The organism is Candidatus Photodesmus anomalopis (genome assembly GCF_000731785.2).
GTDB lineage: Bacteria > Pseudomonadota > Gammaproteobacteria > Enterobacterales > Vibrionaceae > Vibrio > Vibrio anomalopis.
On sequence record NZ_JGVJ01000017.1, the window covers coordinates 64,105 to 84,846 of the forward strand.

The window sequence follows — 20,742 nt, forward strand, 5'->3', positions numbered from 1 at the left end:
AATAATTTATCTGCTATCTTAAAAAATAGGAGTAAATCTATAAAAAATCTATTGTTTATTATTATAATTTCCCTACCCTCTATTGATATAATTATATTATGAAAACAACTCCAAAATCTGAAGAAGAATTATTTGAAAGGGCAAGAAATATAGCTGGATTTACTGTCTTGGAGCTCGCGATTGAAGCAAATATGCTAGTACCATCAAACTTAATTAAAGATAAAGGATGGATAGGTCAACTTTTAGAATGGCATTTAGGTGCTTGTTCGAGAAATAAACCAAAACAAGATTTTGAACATCTAGGAATTGAACTTAAAAGCATACCTATAGGACATAAAGGCCAACCTTTAGAAACAACCTCTATATGTATCGCGCCTTTAGTTCAAGTACATGAACTTAGCTGGGAACAAAGCTATCTTCGGAAAAAAATATCACGAATTCTATGGATTCCAGTTGAAGGTAAACGCGAAATACCATTATCCAAACGTTTAATAGGATATCCAATACTTTGGTCTCCTTCAAAAACACAAGAATTACAACTAAAAACTGATTGGGAAGAAATTATTGACATGATTGCTTTAGGTCAAATAGAACAAATAACTGCTCGACATGGCGAAGTATTACAACTGCGACCAAAAGCAGCAAATAGCCAAGTACGTACCAATGCTTACGGTACTGATGGAAAATTAATCAAAACATTTCCTAGAGGTTTCTATTTGAGAACCTGCTTTACTGCTAGTATATTGCAATCGCATTTTATCTAAGAACAAAATGATACAATATTCATATTTATAACAAATAACTAAAGCAAATGTTATAATTACAAACTAAACAAAGCATATACTGTTAGTATACACTTATTATTTTTACCAGTACCATATACTAGTTTTTTTAAACGATGAAAAAAAATACTTCATCAAGCAATTATTTTAATTACCTAAAAGAAATGGGCATTACTCAATGGATTTTGGCACATCCTGAAAAATTATCTGGCTATCAATTAAATCAAATTACCTTGCCGTCTTATTTTAATTTTCTATTAGTATCTCCAGTTTATCCTGAAAATGAAACAGCTAAACTATTTGAAAATGTATTAAAAAGCATGCAATTAAATCCATCAGAAGCTTGTCATGTTTTACCAGAATATTTTAATTATATCGAAGCAAACCAACTAAAATGGATTTGGTTTGCTGGCCATCCGCCTATTAGAAACACTATAAAGAAATCTTTAGTTTCACCTTTATTAGAAAAAATCATTGGTAATAAGAAAGAACGCTATTTACTTTGGCAACAAATTTGTTCTCTTAAATAATTCTAAGAAAGTAATAATTACTCATATAATGTTTTTCTTGATAATATTAACCTGGCAACCTTATATCAATCAGAAAAAATAATCCAAAAAATAGATCATTAAAATGAAAAAAGAACGTGCAATATTTCCTTTAGAGCGAATTACAGAAATCTTAACTCGACCTGATGATTTTCAACTAATTGAACGTATTTCTTTAACTAAAGCAGAACAAACTTGGCCATTACAGCTATCGTCACCAATTGGAGATGAATTACCTATTGTTTTTTTAGATACAGAAACTACTGGTCTTTCTGAAAAAAATGATACTATAATTGAGTTGGGTATGGTAAGAAGTTTGTATAGTCCATCACAAGGTTGCATTGTGTCTATTTTGGATGTTATAAACCTCTATGAAGAACCTACTAATCCTCTTTCTAAATTTGTCAAACGGTTGACAGGAATTACAGATGAAATGCTGCATGGAAAATTTATTGATGATCAATTAGTGGCTAGTTGGCTGGACAATGACCCGATGATAGTAGCTCATAATGCTCAATTTGATCGTCCATTCTTTGAAAAGCGCTTTACAAAATTAAAAAATTTTTCATGGGCTTGTTCAGCTAATGAAGTTGATTGGAAAACTTTAGGATTTGAAAGTTATAAATTAGAGCACTTATTACTACGTCTTGGCTGGTTCTATGACGGTCATAGAGCAGTTAATGATTGTTTATCTATGGTTTGGTTATTTCATTTATTGCCAGAATCTCTGTTAAATTTGCTTTCCAAATCAAAACAAAAAACGATTGTAGTTCGAGCATTTGGTGCTCCTTTTTCTGTAAAAGACTCTCTTAAAGAACGAGGATATCGTTGGAATACTCGAATCAATAAAATAAAAAATCATTGGTATCGTGAAATTCCTGAAAAAGAACTAATAAAAGAAAAAAAATATCTAGATAGACTATATAATCTTGGTTCAAAGCACGCGCATTATGAATATAAAAATTCTAGAAATCGCTTTAAAGATTAGCAAGCAATTTTATTATTGTTTATATTCGAACTAATAGTTTTTTATGCAACAAAAAAAGATATTGATAAACACATCAAAAAAAACTAAAAATTAAATATCGTAATCTAAAATAGATATAGTTTTATGCATCTAATTTTGCGTTTAATTTTGCGTTTTATTTAAAAAATATGTTATTTTACTTTTTTCAGATAAATTAAAAGGATTGATTCATTATCATCCGGTATACAAAATATGCGCTTATTTTTGGGCTTATTTAATTAAATAGAATTTATAAATTATAAGGATTAGCTGTGAAACAAACTTTGAAACTGACAGATATTGTTTCACTAGGATTTATGTTATTCGCATTTTTCCTGGGAGCTGGAAATATTATATTTCCTCCATTATCTGGTCATCTGTCTGGTGATAAAGTACTTTTATCTACCTTTGGATTTTTAATAACAGCTGTTGGACTACCTATTATAACTCTTATTGCTCTCGCAATAAGAGGTGGTTCCTGGAAAGATGTTTCTCAAGATCTTCCAAAATGTGTGGCGCTAATCATTTCTGTTTCAATGTTTGTTATTATTGGACCTGCTGTTGCAGCTCCTCGAACTGGTCTTGTAGCTTATGAAATGCTTGTTAAGCCTTTTTTAACTAATACACAAGATGAGTTAAACTTAGCTCTATTTTCCTTTATCTTTTTTGCAATTACTACACTATTTGCTTGGTCTAGAGGAAATTTAATTAATATTATTGGCAATCTACTAACGCCTATACTTTTGATAAGTTTAATTATACTAGCAATAGCAGTAATGCTAAATCCTCAAGGTGAAATCATCCCTGCACAAGGTGAATATTTAACACATGCTCTGCAAAAAGGCTTCCTAGAGGGTTATAATACCATGGATACATTTGCTGCTTTAATGTTTGGAGTACTACTTGTTGATGCTTTACGTAATAAAGGAATCAATCAACCTAATTCATTAGCTAAGTATTTAATCATTTCAGCATTAATTGCTGCTTTTGGTCTTACATTTGTCTATGTATCACTATTTTATTTAGGTTCTACTAGTTCATATTTAATATCTAATCCTGATAATGGTGCTGTAATATTATCCTTATATGTTAAAGCGTTATTTGGCTCTTATGGGCAAATAGCACTTTCATTAGTTGTATTTCTAGCCTGCTTAACTACCGCTATTGGTTTGGTTTCATCCTGTTCTGATTACTTTAGTTCACTAACCTCCATTTCATATAAAAAATGGGTCATTATTAACGGCATTGCTTGTTCAGTGGTAGCTAACATAGGCCTTTCTAATTTAATTACATTATCAACCCCTGTTCTTTTCACACTGTATCCAGTACTAATCGCTCTTGTTACTCTTGCATTTTTACGTAAGAAATTACTACATCCTAAAATAGTTTACCGTGTAGTTACCTTCGTTGCACTTATATTTTCCATTGTTGATTCAATAAAAATAGCTGGTTTTGACATTGAAATATTTAAATCATTTCCTTTTTTCGAAGTTGGAATGACCTGGTTATTACCAACAACAATAACAATAATTAGCATGTTTCTAATTGAATTCTATATCAAAAGTAAACGAAGTCTGAAAAGTATTACAAAATAGATTGATTTTTTATTTATAGTTATTTTGCTATTCATTTAAATTTCATACCACTGAGGAATTATGGTTCTAATTAATCAAATTAAAAATCGTCTTCAAAATCTCTCTGAACGAACTAATATTATGAGGAGGTATCTTTGACTATGAAACTAAAAAAAGAAATTTAAAAGAGATTAATAAAGAACTTCAGTGTCTTAATGTTTGGCAAAAATCTGATTATTCAAAAATTTTAGCTAAAAAGCGTTCTTCATTAGAAATAGTAGTTACAACAATTGAATCACTTGATCAAAATATTCAGGACCTTTTCACTTTATTTCAATTATCTATTGATGAACAAGATCAAGAAATATTAGAGGAAATTACATTTGAACTTGATCAACTTAATATTCAATTAAAAAAACTAGAATTTCGTCGAATGTTTTCTCTTGAGTATGATTCTTTAAACTGTTACATGGATATACAATCAGGTTCTGGTGGAACAGAGGCACAAGATTGGGCTTCGATGATACTTAGGATGTATTCACGCTGGGCAGAAACAAAAGGTTTTAAAATAGAAATAATAGAGGCATCTGAAGGGGAAATCACTGGACTAAAAAGTGCTACTCTTCGCATTTTTGGTGAATACGCTTATGGCTGGCTCCGAACTGAAACTGGTATCCATCGACTGGTGAGGAAATCACCATTTGATGCAAATCACCGACGTCATACTTCCTTTGCATCTGCTTTTGTTTATCCAGATATTGACAACAATATTGAAGTTAATCTTAAACTGTCTGATCTACGAATCGATGTCTATCGAGCATCAGGAGCAGGAGGACAACATGTAAATACCACAGAATCTGCTGTTCGAATTACTCATCTACCAACAAACATAGTGGTACAATGTCAAAATGAGCGTTCCCAACATAAAAACAAAGATCAAGCGATAAAACAATTACGTTCTAAACTATTTAAACTAGAAAAACAAAAGCAAAATGCTAAAAAGCAAGCTGATGAAGAAATCAAATCAAATATTGGATGGGGAAATCAGATTCGTTCTTATATACTAGATAATTCACGAATCAAGGATCTTCGTACAGGTTTAGAATGCCGTAATACACAAGCTATTCTTAATGGTGATTTAGATAAATTCATTGAAACAAGCCTGAAAGCTGGATTGTAAGTATTATTACTATGAGATGTACATAAATATTATGATAGATTCGATTCAACATAAGCAGCATACCAAAGAAGAAAGTACATTAACTAAAGAACGACGTAAGAAACTACAACATATACGAAAGAATTGTGATTCTAATGGATATCCAAATAGTTTTCGTCGTGATAATTTCGCTAATGATCTTCAAGTTCAATTCTCTAATCATACTAAAGAGGAGTTAAAGGAACTTAAGTATTCAGTATCTGTTGCTGGTCGTATTATAGCAAAACGCGGACCTTTTTTAGTCATTCAAGAAATATCGGGATGTATCCAAATATATTTAAATAAATCTCTTCAAACAGAGTTAAAAAATCGATATAAACAATTGGATATAGGAGATATTATTGGTATTAAAGGCATTCTAGATAAATCTAAAAAAGGCGATTTATATATCAAAACCAAGACGTATGAATTATTAACTAAAGCACTTCATCCATTACCAGAAAAATTCCATGGTTTATCTGATCAAGAAATTCGTTACCGTCATCGTTATATTGATCTGATTGTTAACAAAAAATCTCGTGAAGTATTCATCATCCGTTCTAAATTGATAGCTGCTATTCGTAGCTTTATGATATCTAATAACTATATAGAAGTTGAAACTCCAATGATGCATACAATTCCTGGTGGTGCTACAGCACGTCCATTCGTTACGCATCACAATGCTTTAAATAGTGACTTATATCTACGCATTGCACCCGAATTATATCTAAAACAATTAGTTATTGGAGGGTTTGAACGAGTATTTGAAATAAATAGAAATTTCCGTAATGAAGGGTTATCTCCACATCATAATCCAGAATTTACAACGATAGAGTTCTATCAAGCATATTCTGATTATAATGAACTCATGAACTTTACTGAAAATATGTTAAGCTCTATTTCACTTGAAGTCCTGGGTTCAACCTCAATAAGCTATGGAAATATAAAAATAGAATTTTCTGGTCCTTATGTCCGTATGAGTATGTTTGAATCTATTAGGCGCTATAATATAAATCATGCTCAGATTCAAAGTTTAAAAGAAAAGGATCTTCAAAATCATAACCTAATGCTTAGAATAGCAAAATCCATAGATATTACTATTGAACGGTTTTTTACTTGCGGTCAATTGATTGAAAAGATATTCACTGAAACAGTAGAACCTTACCTTATTCAACCAACATTCATTACTGACTATCCAGCAGATATTTCTCCTCTTGCTCGTCATAATGATAAAAATCCATTTTTTTCTGATCGATTTGAATTTTTTGTTGCTGGTCATGAGATTGCAAATGGTTTCTCAGAATTAAATGATTCAGAAGATCAAAATGCTCGATTTAAGTCTCAAGTTTATGCAAAAAATGCGGGTGATGATGAAGCAATGTATTATGATGCTGATTATATTACTGCATTAGAATACGGTCTACCCCCTACAGCAGGTCAGGGAATAGGTATTGATCGCTTAGTTATGTTATTTTCTGATACTCACAATATTAAAGATGTGATTTTATTTCCAGCAATGCGAAAATAACTAGATTAGTTCAATAAATAAATGAGGCTAATTAATAATTAGAATGATAAATATGCATCGAAAAAACATGCATATTAGGATACTTAAATTCATAAGTCATCTTTTTTAATCAACTATCGTTGTTTTTTATTGCATAAAGATCAAAGCTATAAATGTATCCAGAGCTAATGTTTAAAAATCACTTCAAAAAAAATATAAAGATAGGTCAACTATTCTTGAGATGAAAGTTTTTTTAATCCTAAAACGAAAAAAATAGCTAAAAACATAAAGATCACAGCATAAAAAAGTTGAGATGACTCAGAAAATAAGGATTCAAACTTAAATGGAGAGAGATTATTCTGAGACAATGGAACCTGGTCACCCTTATAGTTAGTATACCAAGAAGTAGTTTTTTTCCAAGGCCATAATTTAGGTAATGTACCAAACATTAAACCTGCTAAAAATATTAATGTATAATCCCTAAATCGTTTTAATAAAAAGTAAATTAAATGAGAAAAAGAAAGAAGTCCAACTACACAACCAGAAAAAAAAATCATTAATACATCAAATTGAAACAACTGAACAGCTTCAAGAATAGGAAAATACATCCCAATTAGAAGTAAAATTAACCCTCCGGAAATACCTGGTAAAATCATTGCACACACCGAGATCAAACCAGTAAAAAATAAAATAAGGTTATTAAAGTAAAGTTCAATTGGCTTAAATACTGTAATGCTATATGAAACAGCACTACCAAACATTAGGAATAAAGGATGAAAGAAGTCGCTAAGATGTTCTATTTCCTTAATCAAAACAAAGACTGATGCTAAAATCAGTCCAAAGAAAAATGACCAAATTAATATTGAGTAAGTGAGTACAAGCCAATTAACTAACCTCGCTAATATAAGAATACCTGTTAGTATCCCGGAAAATAAAACAACTAGAAAAGAAACATTAATATCCTGACAGGAAGGAGGAAAACCATCATTTTTACAAGCCGAAAAAAGACACAAACTGATAGATCTAATATTTTTAAGAAAAGTATCATAAACACCGACAATTAAAGCAATACTACCTCCAGAAACTCCAGGAATAATATCAGCTGCACCGATAAGTACACCCTTCAAAAAAAGACTAAAATAATTTATTTTCCTCATATTATTTTAATTTAACTAAATTGTAATTATAGAATTTTAATCTGAAAAATAAAGCAAAAATATATTTACTCTAAGATAGAAATAGGAATTAGCATAGGATAAAGTAAAAGAAAACTTAAGGAGCTAACCGATCAATAGTCCAATGATTATTATTTCTTGAAAATAAGAACCTGTCATGAAGTCTGTACTTTCCTCCTTGCCAAAACTCAATAGTTTCTGGATTAATTCTAAATCCACCCCAAAATTTTGGGGCTGGAATATTTTCCTGATCAAATTTTTTTTTCAATTTTAGAAAAGCATTTTCTAAAATACTATAAGAAGTAATTTTACTGCTTTGCTTACTTACAAGAGAAGCAATCTGGTTTTCTTTTGGTCGTGAATAAAAATATCTTATATTCTCTTTTAAACTCATTTTTTTTGCTATACCAGTAATATGTACTTGGCGTTCCATTTTGCCCCAAAAAAATAGTAAACTTACTTTTTTATTCAATGCAATCTGCTTAGCTTTACGGCTAGAAAAATTCGTATAAAATACGAAACCATTCGTATCAATACCTTTTAGCAATACAATACGTTGAAATGGTTGATTATTTTTATCAACTGTTGCAATTGTCATTGTTGTAGAATCAATTACTTGTTCATCAATAGATTGCTGCAACCATAATTTAAATTGTTCAATAGGATCAGGATTTAAATCTCTTCGTCTTAAAATACTGCGAACATATTCATTTCGAATACTTAAACACTTCATTTCTATTCCTTGTGCACTATATTTTTCAAGGTTTGGAATTGTATCTCCTTAAAAATTAAATAAAATCGTAAATACTATATATGATTAATTAGTCAACACAATAACATTATTTGAACTTAGCAACAAAAAAATATCAATAATGCTATTGACATTAGTAAGAAAAATTATTTTGTAATACTTATAACGACTTATTACTACAAGATGAATATTAAAAACTATAATTATTTATCTAAAATCGTACCTCATTTACAATAAAATATAGAATAAATTTCTTGTTAAAAAACACGAATTAAAATAGAGTATAATAAATTAAATTTCAAAGGAAAAGGTATCACTTATTCATATCTAATAGCTCGTAAAGGACCTATCTTTACTTTACTTAACACAATGCATGGATTATGAGTCAAATTAAAAATCATTTCTAGCTACTACCTAAAATTGCATAATTTTTAATTCCATTAATCAACATCTGAATTGAAATCATTACTAATACTAATCCCATTAATTTTTCAAAGGCTTTTAAACCTTTCTCTCCTAGAATATGGTGAAAAAAACCATGAAATATTAAAATTAAAAAAGTTGCTATCCAAGCTATCAGTAACGCGCATAACAAGCTTAGTAAACTTTCTGGATACTGACTGGAAAGCAACAGTAACGCAGCAATAACAGAAGGACCAGCAATCAGTGGAATCGCTATAGGAACAATAAATGGCTCTTCATCCTTTACTACACTATTATTACTGCTTGCTGGAAATATCATCTTAATTGCTATAATAAACAGTATAATACCACCTGATATACTTAATGTTCCATGTTCTAAGCGCAAAAAGGTCATTATGCTCTCACCTAAAAATAGGAATATTATTAATATAAACAATGCAATTAATAATTCACGAATTAATACTTTTCGTCTACGAACTGAGTCTAAATTCTTAAGCATAGACAAAACAATAGGTAAATTACCAAGTGGATCCATGATTAGAAAAAGCACAGTTGCTGTAGATAACATATCCATAAAACTGTCCTTCTATGAAAATTAAAATAGGTAAGTAATAGTATATAATAATAAATATTTTAAACATGATAAGTAATATATAATTACCTATTTTTTTATATAGCATCTAGACTGAAATAAACAAATTGCTAAAAAATAACATGTATTTTACTTTAAATTTATTAAATAAAATTTGAACATTTGAAATATATCACATCAATATGTTGGAAAATATTAAGTATCCACGTAGACTTTCTTATGTCCGGTTCGTTGTAACGAACTTTTTTTCCATAATTTATAAAAAATGTAGTATTCCAATTATGAAATCTTATAAACTCTTCTTGATGACCATCACCTTAGCAATATTAGGTGGAATTATTTTCTCACAATTAACAACAATCCCACCATCAATTTCTTTTATTATCGGTGTCTTCACTTCTATTTGTATTTTTAAATTTGCTAGCAAAAACAATACTGAAACGATAACACTCTATGTAGGAAATTTACCCTATAAAGCAAATGAAGTTAATGTAAAAGAACTTTTTTCTAAACATGCTGAAGTATTTGCTGTTCGTTTAATGAAAGATAAACGTACAGGAAAAAGAAAAGGAGTCGGTTTTATAGTTATTGCTTCTGATGATGCTACAAAAACGATCAATGCACTTAATGGAATAGATTATATGCAACGAACCCTAAAAGTGCGTATTGCTAACGATCCTAAACACATTGGAGTAAACGAATCCTAACAGAGCAAAACCCAATATCATGTAGCACATCGTTCAGTATATCTTGCTTCCAAGGACGTGTGCTACAGTAAATTAAGTCCTTCCTGTCTTTTTTAAATTCTAAATCTTTTGATATACCTAACAGTTCTCTTACTCTTTTTGCAATAGCTTTTCCTGAATCTACTAATATAACTTTATCCCCAAAAACAAGTTGAATTTCTTCTTTAATTAATAAGAAATGCGTACAACCAAGAACAAGAACATCAATATTCCCAATTAATGGCATCAATATTTCAGCTAATTCATTGATATTAACCTTTTTACCTCTAATTTTTTCTTCTACTACATTAACTAATCTGGTTGAACCCAACATTTTAACAGTGTTTTTTTTTGCAAAATTGTTAACCAAATTCTTAGTATATTGACAATTAACAGTAGACAATGTACCAATAAGTCCAATTATTCTATTAGTTAAAATAGATGCCGGCTTAATTGCTGGTACAACACCAACACAGGGAATCGATAACTTTTCTCTTAATACAGGAAGAACTACTGTACTTGCAGTATTGCAAGCTATAACAACTAAATCAATAGGGTAAGCTTTTATAAAACTGCTAACGTAAGAAGTAACTCGTTTGATTACTACATTCTGTGTTAATTCACCATAAGGATAAGCTTCATTATCAAAAATATAAGTACAAGTAAGATTAGGTAAAATAAATTTTATTTCCTTATAAATAGATAAACCACCGACACCTGAATCAAAAATAAGAATATGTTTATTACTTTTTAAGGTAATCACCATAAAAATTCCAATAACTTTCTATAGAAATATTTCTAATGAAGGTCTTCTTCACATTTAAAAATTAGATTTTTCATTCATTTCTCTAAAGTTCTGTGCTCGATGACGAAGCAAATGATCAAGCAAAACAATTCCAAGCATAGCTTCTATAACCGGAACTGCACGAATACCAACACATGGATCATGACGGCCCTTAGCAATAAATTGAGTCAAATTACCTGCCATCGTAATAGTTTCTCCAACGATAGAAATGCTTGAAGTTGGCTTTAGCGCAATCTTAGCAATTATATCTTGACCAGTAGAAATTCCACCTAAAACTCCACCAGCATGATTACTAGAAAATCCATTAGGTGTCAATAAATCTCTATTCTCACTACCTTTTTTTTGAATAACGTTAAAACCATCCCCTATTTCAACACCTTTTACTGCATTAATACTCATTAAGGCATGAGCAATATCTGCATCTAACCGTTCAAATACTGGTTCGCCTAACCCAACTGGTACATTAGTTGCAACTACATTTACTTTAGCACCAATAGAATCACCTTCTTTTTTTAATTGATCAATTAATTTTTTAAACGCATTAACTTTATCGATATCAGGACAGAAAAATATATTATTATCTATTTCGTTCCAATCAACCTTATCTATTGAAATATGACCAATTTGAGATAAATACGCACGAATCTGTATACCACATTCTTGTTTTAAATATTTTTTAGCAATTGCACCAGCAGCGACACGCATAGCTGTTTCACGAGCGGAAGAACGTCCACCACCTCGGTAATCACGAATACCATATTTTTGATAATACGTATAATCTGCATGACCTGCTCTAAATTTATTTTTAAGTTCTAAATAATCGTCAGAACACTGATCAGAATTTTTAATTAATAAACCAATAGGAGTACCTGTTGTTTTTCCATTGAAAATACCAGATAAGATTTTTACTTCATCAAGCTCAGAACGCTCTGTTGTATAACAGGAAGCACCTGGACGACGACGGTCTAAATCTTTCTGCAGGTCTGATTCTTTAATTTCCAGTTTAGGTGGACATCCGTCAACAATACATCCTAGTGCAATGCCATGACTTTCTCCAAACGTTGTCACTCGAAAATTTTGGCCTATGCTATTCCCTGACATAATTACCTTAACTGAAATTAGTTGATCCAGATTAAAATACTCATAACTAAAATTAATCTGCATATAAATAAATTGACTGATATGTTCTAAAATCTGATTACGTATAATTATAAAATTTCATCACTGCTATTTTAAGTTTAAGGAGAATAAAAATGAAGCTAGCTTAAAGATAAAAAAAAGTCCAGCAGTATTATTAAGTAATGTTAATTTATGTCGAACTAAAAACATTAGTTATTTTATAATAGTATTACTATATTAAAAATAACTAATAATATGAAAAAGGATAACTTTTATTATATTATATAGTTTTGCGCAGTTTACCTAAATGTAAATTCTTATCTAATAATCAAAAAATCGTTATAAAGCTAATGCAGAATTAACAGCAAGGATTGTACAATGAGGATACTATGTAATTTTTTTTTGTTTTTCTTAACAGGATGTCAATTAACCCAATCCCCAAAAACTTTTTTTTCATTACCAACTGATATTGCTGAAAAAAAAGCTGAGAAAAAATTAAGAATCAATCAATCTCAGGTAGAGATTCAGGAAAATTCTATTCTCTCAACACCTCAATCTCAAGAAGACGCTTGGAAACGGATTGCCATGCAACTAAAAATGGAAATTCCAAATCATGAAACAATAGAACGTTATCGAAATTGGTATATTAAGAATCCTAATCACTTAAACACAGTATCAAAACGTGCTGAACCATTTCTATACCTTATTATTGATAAAATTGAACAACGTAATATGCCATTGGAACTTGCTTTACTTCCTGTTATTGAAAGTTCATTTGATACATTAGCTTACTCTCAAGAGAAGGCTTCTGGACTTTGGCAATTTTTGTCAAATACAGGAAAAAGCTACGGATTAGAACAAAATTTTTGGTATGATGGCAGACTTGACGTGGCAGCTTCTACAGATGCGGCGCTTGATTATCTGACCCATTTAAATAAACGTTTTAATGGAAACTGGAAACAAGCAATTGCAGCTTATAATAGTGGCGGAGGACGTATATCTAGCGCTATTCGAAAAAATAATAGACTCGGAAAACCAATTGATTTTTTATCACTTGATTTACCAAAAGAAACCACTAGTTATGTGCAAAAGCTTTTAGCACTAGCTGACATTATTTCTAATTCTGAAAAATACGGTATAAAAATTCCAGCTGTTGCAAATAAACCAGTAGTTAAATTAGTTAATCCTAAAATACAACTGGACTTGACTGTGGCAGCTAAATATGCAGGTATATCTATTCAAAAATTACAAAAGTTAAACCCAGCTTATAATCAATATATAACAGCACCCGATGGTCCCTATCAACTATTATTACCAATTGATTCTATACAGTCTTTTAATGATAATATCAAAAAGCATCAAGGGAAAGGAATAAAAGTAATTTGCTATCAAGTAAAAGCAGGAGATAGTTTAATTCTGCTTGCTAAAAAATATAAAACAACAACTAAACTAATTCAAAGAACAAATAATTTATCAAATAATAAAATATTTATAAATCAATACCTCCTGATTCCTAGTTTTAGTAAAAATCAGCATAAGTATATTAAACACTATCAATAAATTAATAGCAAATTATCTGTATTTTTTAATAAAATTCATAATGAAAAATAATTAAAAATTTTAATAGACTCATATACTTTCAAATCTAAAACTATTAATACTCATTATAATGAAAACAAATTGGATGAACTTGAATTATGTTCTTGAAAAATAAAAAAATTAAGAAACCTTATTCATGGTTACAACTCAAAAATAGTCACTGGCTCAAATCAACAATTCAAACTCGATTGGATTACTTGGTGCGATAAACTATTTGGCTATCATATGCTCAAACTAGGTGGATTAAGTTGTGAGCTTACTAGTTATAACTGCAAGATACATCATCAAGTAAACCTAGATCTTCATAGCAAGTTCCATATCATAGCAAATGAGGATGCAACTACCTTTCTTAGAAAAAAGCTTTTATGCTGTAATTTTATTCCATCAACTTAATTACTGCATAAAACCTCATCAAACATTTCACGAAGTGAATCGTGTTATGGTTGATAATGGTTATTTGATTCTTACTGGATTTAATCCAATTAGCTTTCTTGGACTAACTAACTGGATCCATTTAAGAAAAAATAATTTATTACTATTAAATCAAAAAATTGCTAGTACTACTTAATTATTAAGTAATTTATTTTGACTCTTATGCATTAATTACTACCTATTCAAAACTATCAAAATAGTTGGTTCTATTGGTTTATTGAACATTACTTAGGTAATTGGACTTCACCAATCAAAAGTTTATATTTTATTATAGCAAGAAAACGAACTTATTTACTTCACCCAATTAAACTTAATTGGAAATTAAGAGGACCAATATCATCAGCAATAACTAGTAAAACCGTTAAATCTACAATTAATTAATACAGTTAACTGAATTTTGATATCCAATATCTTCTTCAGTTGGATTTTTTGCAGATAAATAAGCTAATCTATCACACCTTTGATTTTCCTTGTGACCTGAATGACTTTTTACCCAACACCATTGTATTTGGTGTAGCAAAACTACTTGATCTAATCTTTTCCAAAGATCAAGATTTTTTATAGGTTTTTTGTTTACAGTTTTCCAATTAGATTTTTTCCAATTATGAATCCACTGAGTAATTCCTTGACGTACATATTTACTATCTGTTGTTAATACAATGCTACAAGATTCTTTAAGATTTTGTAATGCGACAATAACTGCAAGAATTTCCATTCGATTATTAGTAGTTAATATATAACCTTTTTTTACTATTTTTTCTAAATTTTTATAGCGTAAAATAATTCCATAACCACCAGGACCTGGATTTCCTAAACAAGAACCATCTGTAAAAATTTGTACTTGTTTTATCATAATTTGGTATTATTAAAATTAACTAAATTAATCATATTGTGCATAAAATTAACTATGAGTACTAGAAATAACAATTCTATATGTAAAAAACGTCTTATTGCTTTAGATACAGAAACGACAGGTATTAATAAAGATAGCCGTGTGCATTATCATGGACATAGAATCATAGAAATTGGTGCGGTTGAAATAATTAACCGTAAACGCACTGGAAATAATTTTCATGTTTATATCAAACCAGATTGTAATATTCATCCTGATGCGATTAAAATTCATGGCATTACTAATGAATTCTTGATGAATAAACCTAAATACCATGATATTCATCAAGAGTTTTTAGCCTTTATTAAAGATACAGAACTCATAGCTCATAATGCTCCTTTCGATATCGGTTTTATAAACCAAGAATTTTCAATGCTTAATAAAAAAATTGGTAAAATAACTGATTATTGTAAAGTAACTGATACACTTGCTATTGCTAAAAAAACGCCAAATATTCCAGCTAAAAAAAATCTAGATTCACTAGCTAAGCATTATAATATTAACATTTCTTCACGTGTTCTTCATGGTGCATTACTAGATGCAGAAATTCTTGCTGATGTATATTTAGCAATGACAGGGGGACAAACTAGTTTAAATTTTAAGTTTTCTGATTCAAAAAAAAAACAATTAATGAAAACAAATGATACCAAAAAAAGAACTTTAAAAATTTTATTTGCTACATCTAATGAAATAGAAGAGCATGAAAAGAGATTAACTTTTCTTAAAAAATCTGGAAATTGTTTATGGATTTAATAAAAAAATTAATATTGATAGATGATTGACTAATAAAAAAAACTTAGATATTTCTCAAATAATAAGAAGAAAAAAAGGAAATACAGTTTAATACTAAATGCAATAATTCATTGTTTTATCACCTATAAGGAGTTTAAACATTGAGACTGATAGTTTTATTAAAAATACTATTTTTTATAAGTAATAGCTTTTCAAATGAAATATCCTCCTCAATATCACTACTAAATAATCGATTTCGAGTAGATCCTGCTATTAAACAAATAACTTTTATCATTTATCGTACAGAGTTAACACAGCCTGTTATTCTCATTCGTCCTGACGGGAAAAAATATTATTCATGGAAAAAACATAAAAATGTACATTGGTACCATACATCAGATATGGATATTATATCGATTGATAAACCAATGCCAGGACCATGGCAAGCTATAGGTAAAGTAACTCCTAAAAATAAGATTAAACTTATTTCTAATTTAACAATTGAAACAGATCCTTTACCTAGTCATTTTTTTAATGGTGAAACAATTAAATTTACTGCTAGATTATTAAATGATAGGAAACCTCTTCTTTTAGAAGATTTTCTAGAAGAACTTAATCTAAACATTACTTTTACTAAATTTCTTGAAAAAAAAATTTTCTTGTTCAAAAAAAAAGCACAATCAGCACCAAAAATAATTGAACAATTTTCTGATGACGGTCGAGGATTAGATGAATATCCAAGAGATGGGGTATTTACTGTTCCTTTATTAATTAAAGCAAAACCTGGTAAATATAAAGTTAGAATTACATCAGGCAATGGAATTTTTTTAAGAGCTCGAGAACAAGAGACTTTTATTTATCCTAACCCTATACAAATTAAATTTATTCAATCAGAACAAGAAGAAACACCACATAGAATTGTATTTTCTGGGAAAAATGGAACTATTGTTCCAGGCTCTTTAGCTGCATCCATTACGTATCATAATAAAAAAAAGAACACAATAACTACAATTCAAGGAATGGCAAAAAATGAAGATACTAAACTAACAATTGAGCTTGAAAATAAAAAGAACATCAGATGGTATGGACATGTATATGCAAATGATATCGAGTCTAACCGTCCATTAAGCTTTATTATTCCAGAACAAAATCAAAGTATATTACAGACAGAAGAACAGAAAGAAAATAACAGAATTGGGATAAAGGTTGAGTCTGAAAAAAAGATAAAGCATGCAAGAAATATTATAGTTATTATCGTGGGAAATAGCATTACAATCCTATTAGGATTAACGTGTTGGTTTTTTTTATCTAGAGAACAGAAAAAATGAAAAAATAATCAACACGCACAAGTTAGCAGTATCTATTTATTTAATGTAATGAATGTTAATGAATGAATTAAATAAACTATAAAGTTTTGCGTTTTAGTTTATTTATTTAATAAATAACGTATCAAACCAACATAATCATCTATACTTCTAACTGATTGGGATTTAACAAGATATCGATTATTTACAATAATTAAAGGTACTCCTTTAAGGTGACTTTTTTGAAATTCTTTATCAAAACGACGTACCATTGAATCAACAATAAAACTGCTAAATGCTTTATTATATTTATTGCCATCAATACCTTCATCGATAAAAATTTGACGTAACTCAGTATTATTCTTAGGAGGAGTTCTTACACCATGAATACGATTAAACAATATCGGAACCATTTGTTTTTCAACATTTAAAACAAGCATAGTTGCATAGGCTTTACTCATAGGAATGGCCATTTCTCCACCCATGAAGGATACATGTTTTCTTTGAAATTGTACATGTGAAAATTTTTTCTTTAACTGCATAATCACTGGTTCTAATGAATCGCAGTGTGAACAGTAAAAAGAGAAATACTCAGTTATAATTGGTTCACGAGATACTTCAGAATTTAATATTGTATAGTCTTTTCCTTCCTGATAAAATGGAGCTGTATAAGCACTTAAGCTTATGATAATACTTGTCATCATTATCACAATTATTTTTTTCATTTCAATAAAAACCTGTTACTATATTGATATCAGCCTAAATCGATCTTCTCAAGGTTATCGAGATTTTTTTTCTTATGTAATATAAAAAACACTTTGAGAATACCAAAATTATATAGATAAACTTTTTCTATTAGGTACTTCTTTATCTGGACACTTTACATAGATATCATAAAAAAAAACAAGTCAAATTTTTAAAAAATGTATTATCTATTGAATTTTATATCTTAAAATCCTTTAATAAATCGACTTTCAACTGAAACATTAAAATCTTCATCATCTGAAATTATAAATTGAATTTTTGTAACTGGTAAATTTAATCTATCTGGATAAATACCCAAACTCAATGGAACATTATATACTTCTCCAGGTCTTACTTGAACAAGTCGTTTACCGTACCAAGAAATGTTGTTTAAACCTTTTATATCTAAATAATATTTCTTCGACTTTTTTGTTTTATTGATAATTTTTAGTATATAAGTGTTTTCAATTTCACCTAAATAATTACTTTTAAATAGCTGATTACGATCACGTAATACAGTTAAGCCTATGGGTTTAAGATTAATAATCTCTAGCAAAAAAAGACCAACCATAAATAATAATAGAATAATGCAGCTAAATAACTTTATTTTTATTATTTTAGTATTCAAACTTAATAAACGATTTTTAGTTATATAACTAATAAGATTAGGTTTGTATCCCATATAAGACATGGTTTTATTACATGCATCAATACAAGCACCACAATTAATACATTCATATTGCAAACCATCACGAATATCAATACCAGTTGGACAAACTTGAACACAAAGATTACAATTAATGCAATCTCCTAGTCCTAAGTTTTCAGAATCTACTTGTCTTGAACGTTTTCCACGATTTTCACCACGATTAACATCGTAAGCAACCATCAAAGTGTTTTTATCAAATATAACTGATTGAAAACGAGCATAGGGGCATACATGAATGCAAATAATTGAACGCATCCAAGCCGAATTTATATACGTCAATACAGAAAATAATAAAACCAAAAAACTAGAATTAAAAGAAAAAAAATTACTTATTAAATCCTTGATAGGTAAAAAATAACCCAAAAAAGTTAAACCTGTAAGAAAAGCTATTAATATCCAAAAAACGTGCTTAGTTATTTTTCTTATAATAATATTAATAGTAAGAACAGAAGAATCCTGTTTACGACGCTTATTAGCGGATCCTTCAAATTTTTCTTCAAACCAAATATATATGAATGACCAAATAGTTTGTGGACAAAAATAACCGCACCATATTCTACCCACAAACATAGTTAAAAAAAATAAACTGAATAAAATAATCAAGAGAAAAAAAAATAATATTTTAAGATCTTGTGGATAGATAGTAATACAAAAAAAGTTAACTTGTTGATTACCAATATCTAATAAAATAGCCTGACGTTCATTATAACTAAACCATGGTAGAAAAAAAAACAGGGATAATAAAAAACAAGCAACATAACGGCGTAACCTTTGAAAGGTCCCTTTACTTTTTCGAACATAGATATGATTGCCAAGATTGAATCTATCAGGATTTTCTTTATTAGATTTTCGCTTCGCTGATTGCAGCATAATATTTTTAATAGGAATTCTATCCTGATTCATGTGGTTATAACTTTCTCCTAATTAACCTAATTAAATTATTTAAATCTATTAACTACTTACTAAAGCATATAAATAAAAACCATTTTTAATAACATAAAAATTATATCTAAAGCATTGAGTAAATCCATTTGTTTTAGTTTTTTATCTAACTCAATCAAGATAGATAACATCTATATCAGTAATAATATCAATATCTTATTATTATATTTTAATGGAAAAAACCATGAATAATCATTATTATTATTCAAGCAAGAACCAGTAAATTAGCATACTAACATAAACAATAATAATAAAAGAAAGATTTTAATTTTAAATAAGTCTAAGGTTATTATGTGTAATCTTTATCTAGGAGCTATTTTCTTCATGTCATTTTTAAAAAAAATCCTAGCAAGTTTTGAGAACAGTTTTATAACAGCTAATTCAATTATACAACAAGCAGTACTTTTTCCAGGAAAAGATATTAATATTAAAATCAATATTCATGGAAAACATAAAAAACAAATTATTAGTAATATTAATTTAAAACTATATTGTCATTATTTTGAAAAAAAGCATACTCAAAAAGATAACTTTTTCTATAAAAAACACTTTATTAAAATATCTCGATCACACACCCTATCTAATTGGAACCTAGCATTCCCTTTCAATATTAAATCTGGAGAAATTCGAGATTTCAATATAAGTATGAATGTACCATGGAACACACCAATTACCATTAATAATACAAAGGTATGGCTTGAAACAAAAATACATACCTCTATGTCTATAAATTCAATAAGTAATAAAGAATTACTTACAGTACGTCCTGATGCATTAATGGATCAAATTTTCACAGTACTTGAGGAACAAGGATTGCGTATTCGTCACGTAAAATGCGAAACGATTGAAGGTTTTATTTCTCCATTCATACAAAAATTTGAATTTGTTCCAACAATGGGACCATATCATGGCTATTGGCGTGAAATAGAAATAATCACACATAGGAGTAATAATTTCCTAAAACTATGGTTCGAAATTAATCGTAATCAAACAAAAAATTCAAAAGAAACATTGGGTAAATTATTAAGTATTGGAAAACTAAAATATCAATTAGAAATTTCTACTGAAACATGTATTCAAGAAGTTAGAAATATAGTATTAAACTACATTAATAGCACCTTATGGAGAAAAAAGTAATTTTTGGCGGAGTGGACGGGATTCGAACCCGCGACCCCCGGCGTGA

18 protein-coding genes and 2 pseudogenes are annotated in these 20,742 nt (G+C 29.1%); 12 read left to right on the forward strand and 8 right to left on the reverse strand.

Annotated features, from left to right (window positions below):
* Positions 1-98: 98 nt before the first annotated feature.
* The 6 genes from mutH to lysS all read left to right on the forward strand — a co-directional run bounded on the left by mutH (position 99) and on the right by lysS (position 6,636).
* On the forward strand, positions 99-764 hold the full coding sequence (mutH, locus tag CF66_RS04580) for a DNA mismatch repair endonuclease MutH (protein ID WP_016503929.1): 666 nt from the start codon (positions 99-101) through the stop codon (positions 762-764).
* A 134-nt stretch (positions 765-898) separates the two neighbouring features.
* On the forward strand, positions 899-1,312 hold the full coding sequence (locus tag CF66_RS04585) for a DNA polymerase III subunit psi (protein WP_016503928.1): 414 nt from the start codon (positions 899-901) through the stop codon (positions 1,310-1,312).
* 103 nt (positions 1,313-1,415) lie between these two features.
* Positions 1,416-2,318: a 3'-5' exonuclease gene (locus CF66_RS04590; RefSeq protein WP_016503927.1), complete on the forward strand. Its 903-nt coding sequence runs from the start codon at positions 1,416-1,418 to the stop codon at positions 2,316-2,318.
* Positions 2,319-2,608: 290 nt separating this feature from the next.
* Positions 2,609-3,931, forward strand: coding sequence for a branched-chain amino acid transport system II carrier protein (brnQ, locus tag CF66_RS04595; protein WP_016503926.1), 1,323 nt, complete (start codon positions 2,609-2,611; stop codon positions 3,929-3,931).
* Positions 3,932-3,991: 60 nt separating this feature from the next.
* Positions 3,992-5,090 (forward strand): peptide chain release factor 2 gene (prfB, locus tag CF66_RS04600; protein ID WP_155993939.1). Its coding sequence is split into 2 segments (ribosomal slippage): positions 3,992-4,066 and positions 4,068-5,090, totalling 1,098 coding nucleotides; the frame shifts between segments, so codons are not numbered across the junction.
* Between the two features lie 31 nt (positions 5,091-5,121).
* Entirely contained in the window at positions 5,122-6,636 is a 1,515-nt protein-coding gene (lysS, locus tag CF66_RS04605) for a lysine--tRNA ligase (RefSeq protein WP_016503924.1), read from the forward strand.
* A gap of 209 nt (positions 6,637-6,845) precedes the next feature.
* Here the strand turns inward: lysS and CF66_RS04610 are convergent, their stop codons facing one another.
* From CF66_RS04610 to CF66_RS04620, 3 genes are all read right to left on the reverse strand, one after another.
* Positions 6,846-7,763 carry a DUF368 domain-containing protein gene (locus CF66_RS04610; RefSeq protein ID WP_034411887.1) on the reverse strand — a complete coding sequence of 306 codons (918 nt, stop codon included), beginning with the start codon at positions 7,761-7,763 and terminating at the stop codon, positions 6,846-6,848.
* Between the two features lie 124 nt (positions 7,764-7,887).
* Positions 7,888-8,523, reverse strand: a complete 636-nt coding sequence (gene pdxH, locus CF66_RS04615) for a pyridoxamine 5'-phosphate oxidase (protein WP_016503922.1) — start codon at positions 8,521-8,523, stop codon at positions 7,888-7,890.
* A gap of 421 nt (positions 8,524-8,944) precedes the next feature.
* Positions 8,945-9,538 carry a YhgN family NAAT transporter gene (locus CF66_RS04620; RefSeq protein WP_016503921.1) on the reverse strand — a complete coding sequence of 198 codons (594 nt, stop codon included), beginning with the start codon at positions 9,536-9,538 and terminating at the stop codon, positions 8,945-8,947.
* Between the two features lie 299 nt (positions 9,539-9,837).
* Between CF66_RS04620 and CF66_RS04625 the strand changes: the two genes are divergently transcribed.
* Positions 9,838-10,263 carry an RNA recognition motif domain-containing protein gene (locus CF66_RS04625; RefSeq protein ID WP_034411865.1) on the forward strand — a complete coding sequence of 142 codons (426 nt, stop codon included), beginning with the start codon at positions 9,838-9,840 and terminating at the stop codon, positions 10,261-10,263.
* Here the strand turns inward: CF66_RS04625 and murI are convergent.
* Both murI and aroC read right to left on the reverse strand, forming a co-directional pair.
* Entirely contained in the window at positions 10,235-11,047 is an 813-nt protein-coding gene (gene murI, locus CF66_RS04630; protein WP_016503919.1) for a glutamate racemase, read from the reverse strand. The two genes, CF66_RS04625 and murI, sit on opposite strands and share 29 nt — an antisense overlap.
* A gap of 54 nt (positions 11,048-11,101) precedes the next feature.
* On the reverse strand, positions 11,102-12,187 hold the full coding sequence (gene aroC, locus CF66_RS04635) for a chorismate synthase (RefSeq protein WP_016503918.1): 1,086 nt from the start codon (positions 12,185-12,187) through the stop codon (positions 11,102-11,104).
* A gap of 396 nt (positions 12,188-12,583) precedes the next feature.
* Here aroC and CF66_RS04640 point away from each other — a divergent pair.
* Positions 12,584-13,747: pseudogene (locus tag CF66_RS04640) on the forward strand (transglycosylase SLT domain-containing protein); the annotation flags it as partial.
* Between the two features lie 155 nt (positions 13,748-13,902).
* Positions 13,903-14,617: pseudogene (locus tag CF66_RS04645) on the forward strand (methyltransferase domain-containing protein).
* Here the strand turns inward: CF66_RS04645 and rnhA are convergent.
* Complete coding sequence (gene rnhA, locus CF66_RS04650) at positions 14,610-15,089, reverse strand: ribonuclease HI (protein ID WP_016503916.1); 480 nt, start codon at positions 15,087-15,089, stop codon at positions 14,610-14,612. The pseudogene CF66_RS04645 and the gene rnhA sit on opposite strands and share 8 nt — an antisense overlap.
* 54 nt (positions 15,090-15,143) lie before the next feature.
* Between rnhA and dnaQ the strand changes: the two genes are divergently transcribed.
* Together dnaQ and CF66_RS04660 are read left to right on the forward strand one after the other, a co-directional pair.
* Entirely contained in the window at positions 15,144-15,881 is a 738-nt protein-coding gene (dnaQ, locus tag CF66_RS04655) for a DNA polymerase III subunit epsilon (protein ID WP_034411891.1), read from the forward strand.
* A gap of 140 nt (positions 15,882-16,021) precedes the next feature.
* The gene (locus tag CF66_RS04660) at positions 16,022-17,188 is read left to right on the forward strand and encodes a TIGR03503 family protein (protein ID WP_052541681.1); all 1,167 of its coding nucleotides are present in this window, start codon (positions 16,022-16,024) and stop codon (positions 17,186-17,188) included.
* 98 nt (positions 17,189-17,286) lie between these two features.
* On the opposite strand, the gene CF66_RS04665 is transcribed toward CF66_RS04660, so the two are convergent.
* Positions 17,287-17,889, reverse strand: coding sequence for a thiol:disulfide interchange protein DsbA/DsbL (locus CF66_RS04665; protein WP_034411867.1), 603 nt, complete (start codon positions 17,887-17,889; stop codon positions 17,287-17,289).
* A gap of 224 nt (positions 17,890-18,113) precedes the next feature.
* Positions 18,114-19,520, reverse strand: coding sequence for a cytochrome c oxidase accessory protein CcoG (gene ccoG / locus CF66_RS04670; RefSeq protein ID WP_034411868.1), 1,407 nt, complete (start codon positions 19,518-19,520; stop codon positions 18,114-18,116).
* Between the two features lie 363 nt (positions 19,521-19,883).
* On the opposite strand from ccoG, the gene CF66_RS04675 reads away from it, so the two are divergent.
* Complete coding sequence (locus CF66_RS04675; protein ID WP_034411869.1) at positions 19,884-20,696, forward strand: sporulation protein; 813 nt, start codon at positions 19,884-19,886, stop codon at positions 20,694-20,696.
* The last annotated feature ends 46 nt before the right edge of the window (positions 20,697-20,742 follow it).

Coding starts and splice junctions, on each gene's coding strand:
- CF66_RS04675 (WP_034411869.1), top strand. CDS start 19,884: ATGTCATTTTTAAAAAAAATCCTAGCAAGTTTTGAGAACAGTTTTATA.
- pdxH (WP_016503922.1), bottom strand. CDS start 8,523: ATGAAGTGTTTAAGTATTCGAAATGAATATGTTCGCAGTATTTTAAGA.
- mutH (WP_016503929.1), top strand. CDS start 99: ATGAAAACAACTCCAAAATCTGAAGAAGAATTATTTGAAAGGGCAAGA.
- dnaQ (WP_034411891.1), top strand. CDS start 15,144: ATGAGTACTAGAAATAACAATTCTATATGTAAAAAACGTCTTATTGCT.
- CF66_RS04620 (WP_016503921.1), bottom strand. CDS start 9,538: ATGGATATGTTATCTACAGCAACTGTGCTTTTTCTAATCATGGATCCA.
- CF66_RS04625 (WP_034411865.1), top strand. CDS start 9,838: ATGAAATCTTATAAACTCTTCTTGATGACCATCACCTTAGCAATATTA.
- CF66_RS04590 (WP_016503927.1), top strand. CDS start 1,416: ATGAAAAAAGAACGTGCAATATTTCCTTTAGAGCGAATTACAGAAATC.
- murI (WP_016503919.1), bottom strand. CDS start 11,047: ATGGTGATTACCTTAAAAAGTAATAAACATATTCTTATTTTTGATTCA.
- lysS (WP_016503924.1), top strand. CDS start 5,122: ATGATAGATTCGATTCAACATAAGCAGCATACCAAAGAAGAAAGTACA.
- rnhA (WP_016503916.1), bottom strand. CDS start 15,089: ATGATAAAACAAGTACAAATTTTTACAGATGGTTCTTGTTTAGGAAAT.
- aroC (WP_016503918.1), bottom strand. CDS start 12,187: ATGTCAGGGAATAGCATAGGCCAAAATTTTCGAGTGACAACGTTTGGA.
- CF66_RS04585 (WP_016503928.1), top strand. CDS start 899: ATGAAAAAAAATACTTCATCAAGCAATTATTTTAATTACCTAAAAGAA.
- CF66_RS04665 (WP_034411867.1), bottom strand. CDS start 17,889: ATGAAAAAAATAATTGTGATAATGATGACAAGTATTATCATAAGCTTA.
- ccoG (WP_034411868.1), bottom strand. CDS start 19,520: ATGAATCAGGATAGAATTCCTATTAAAAATATTATGCTGCAATCAGCG.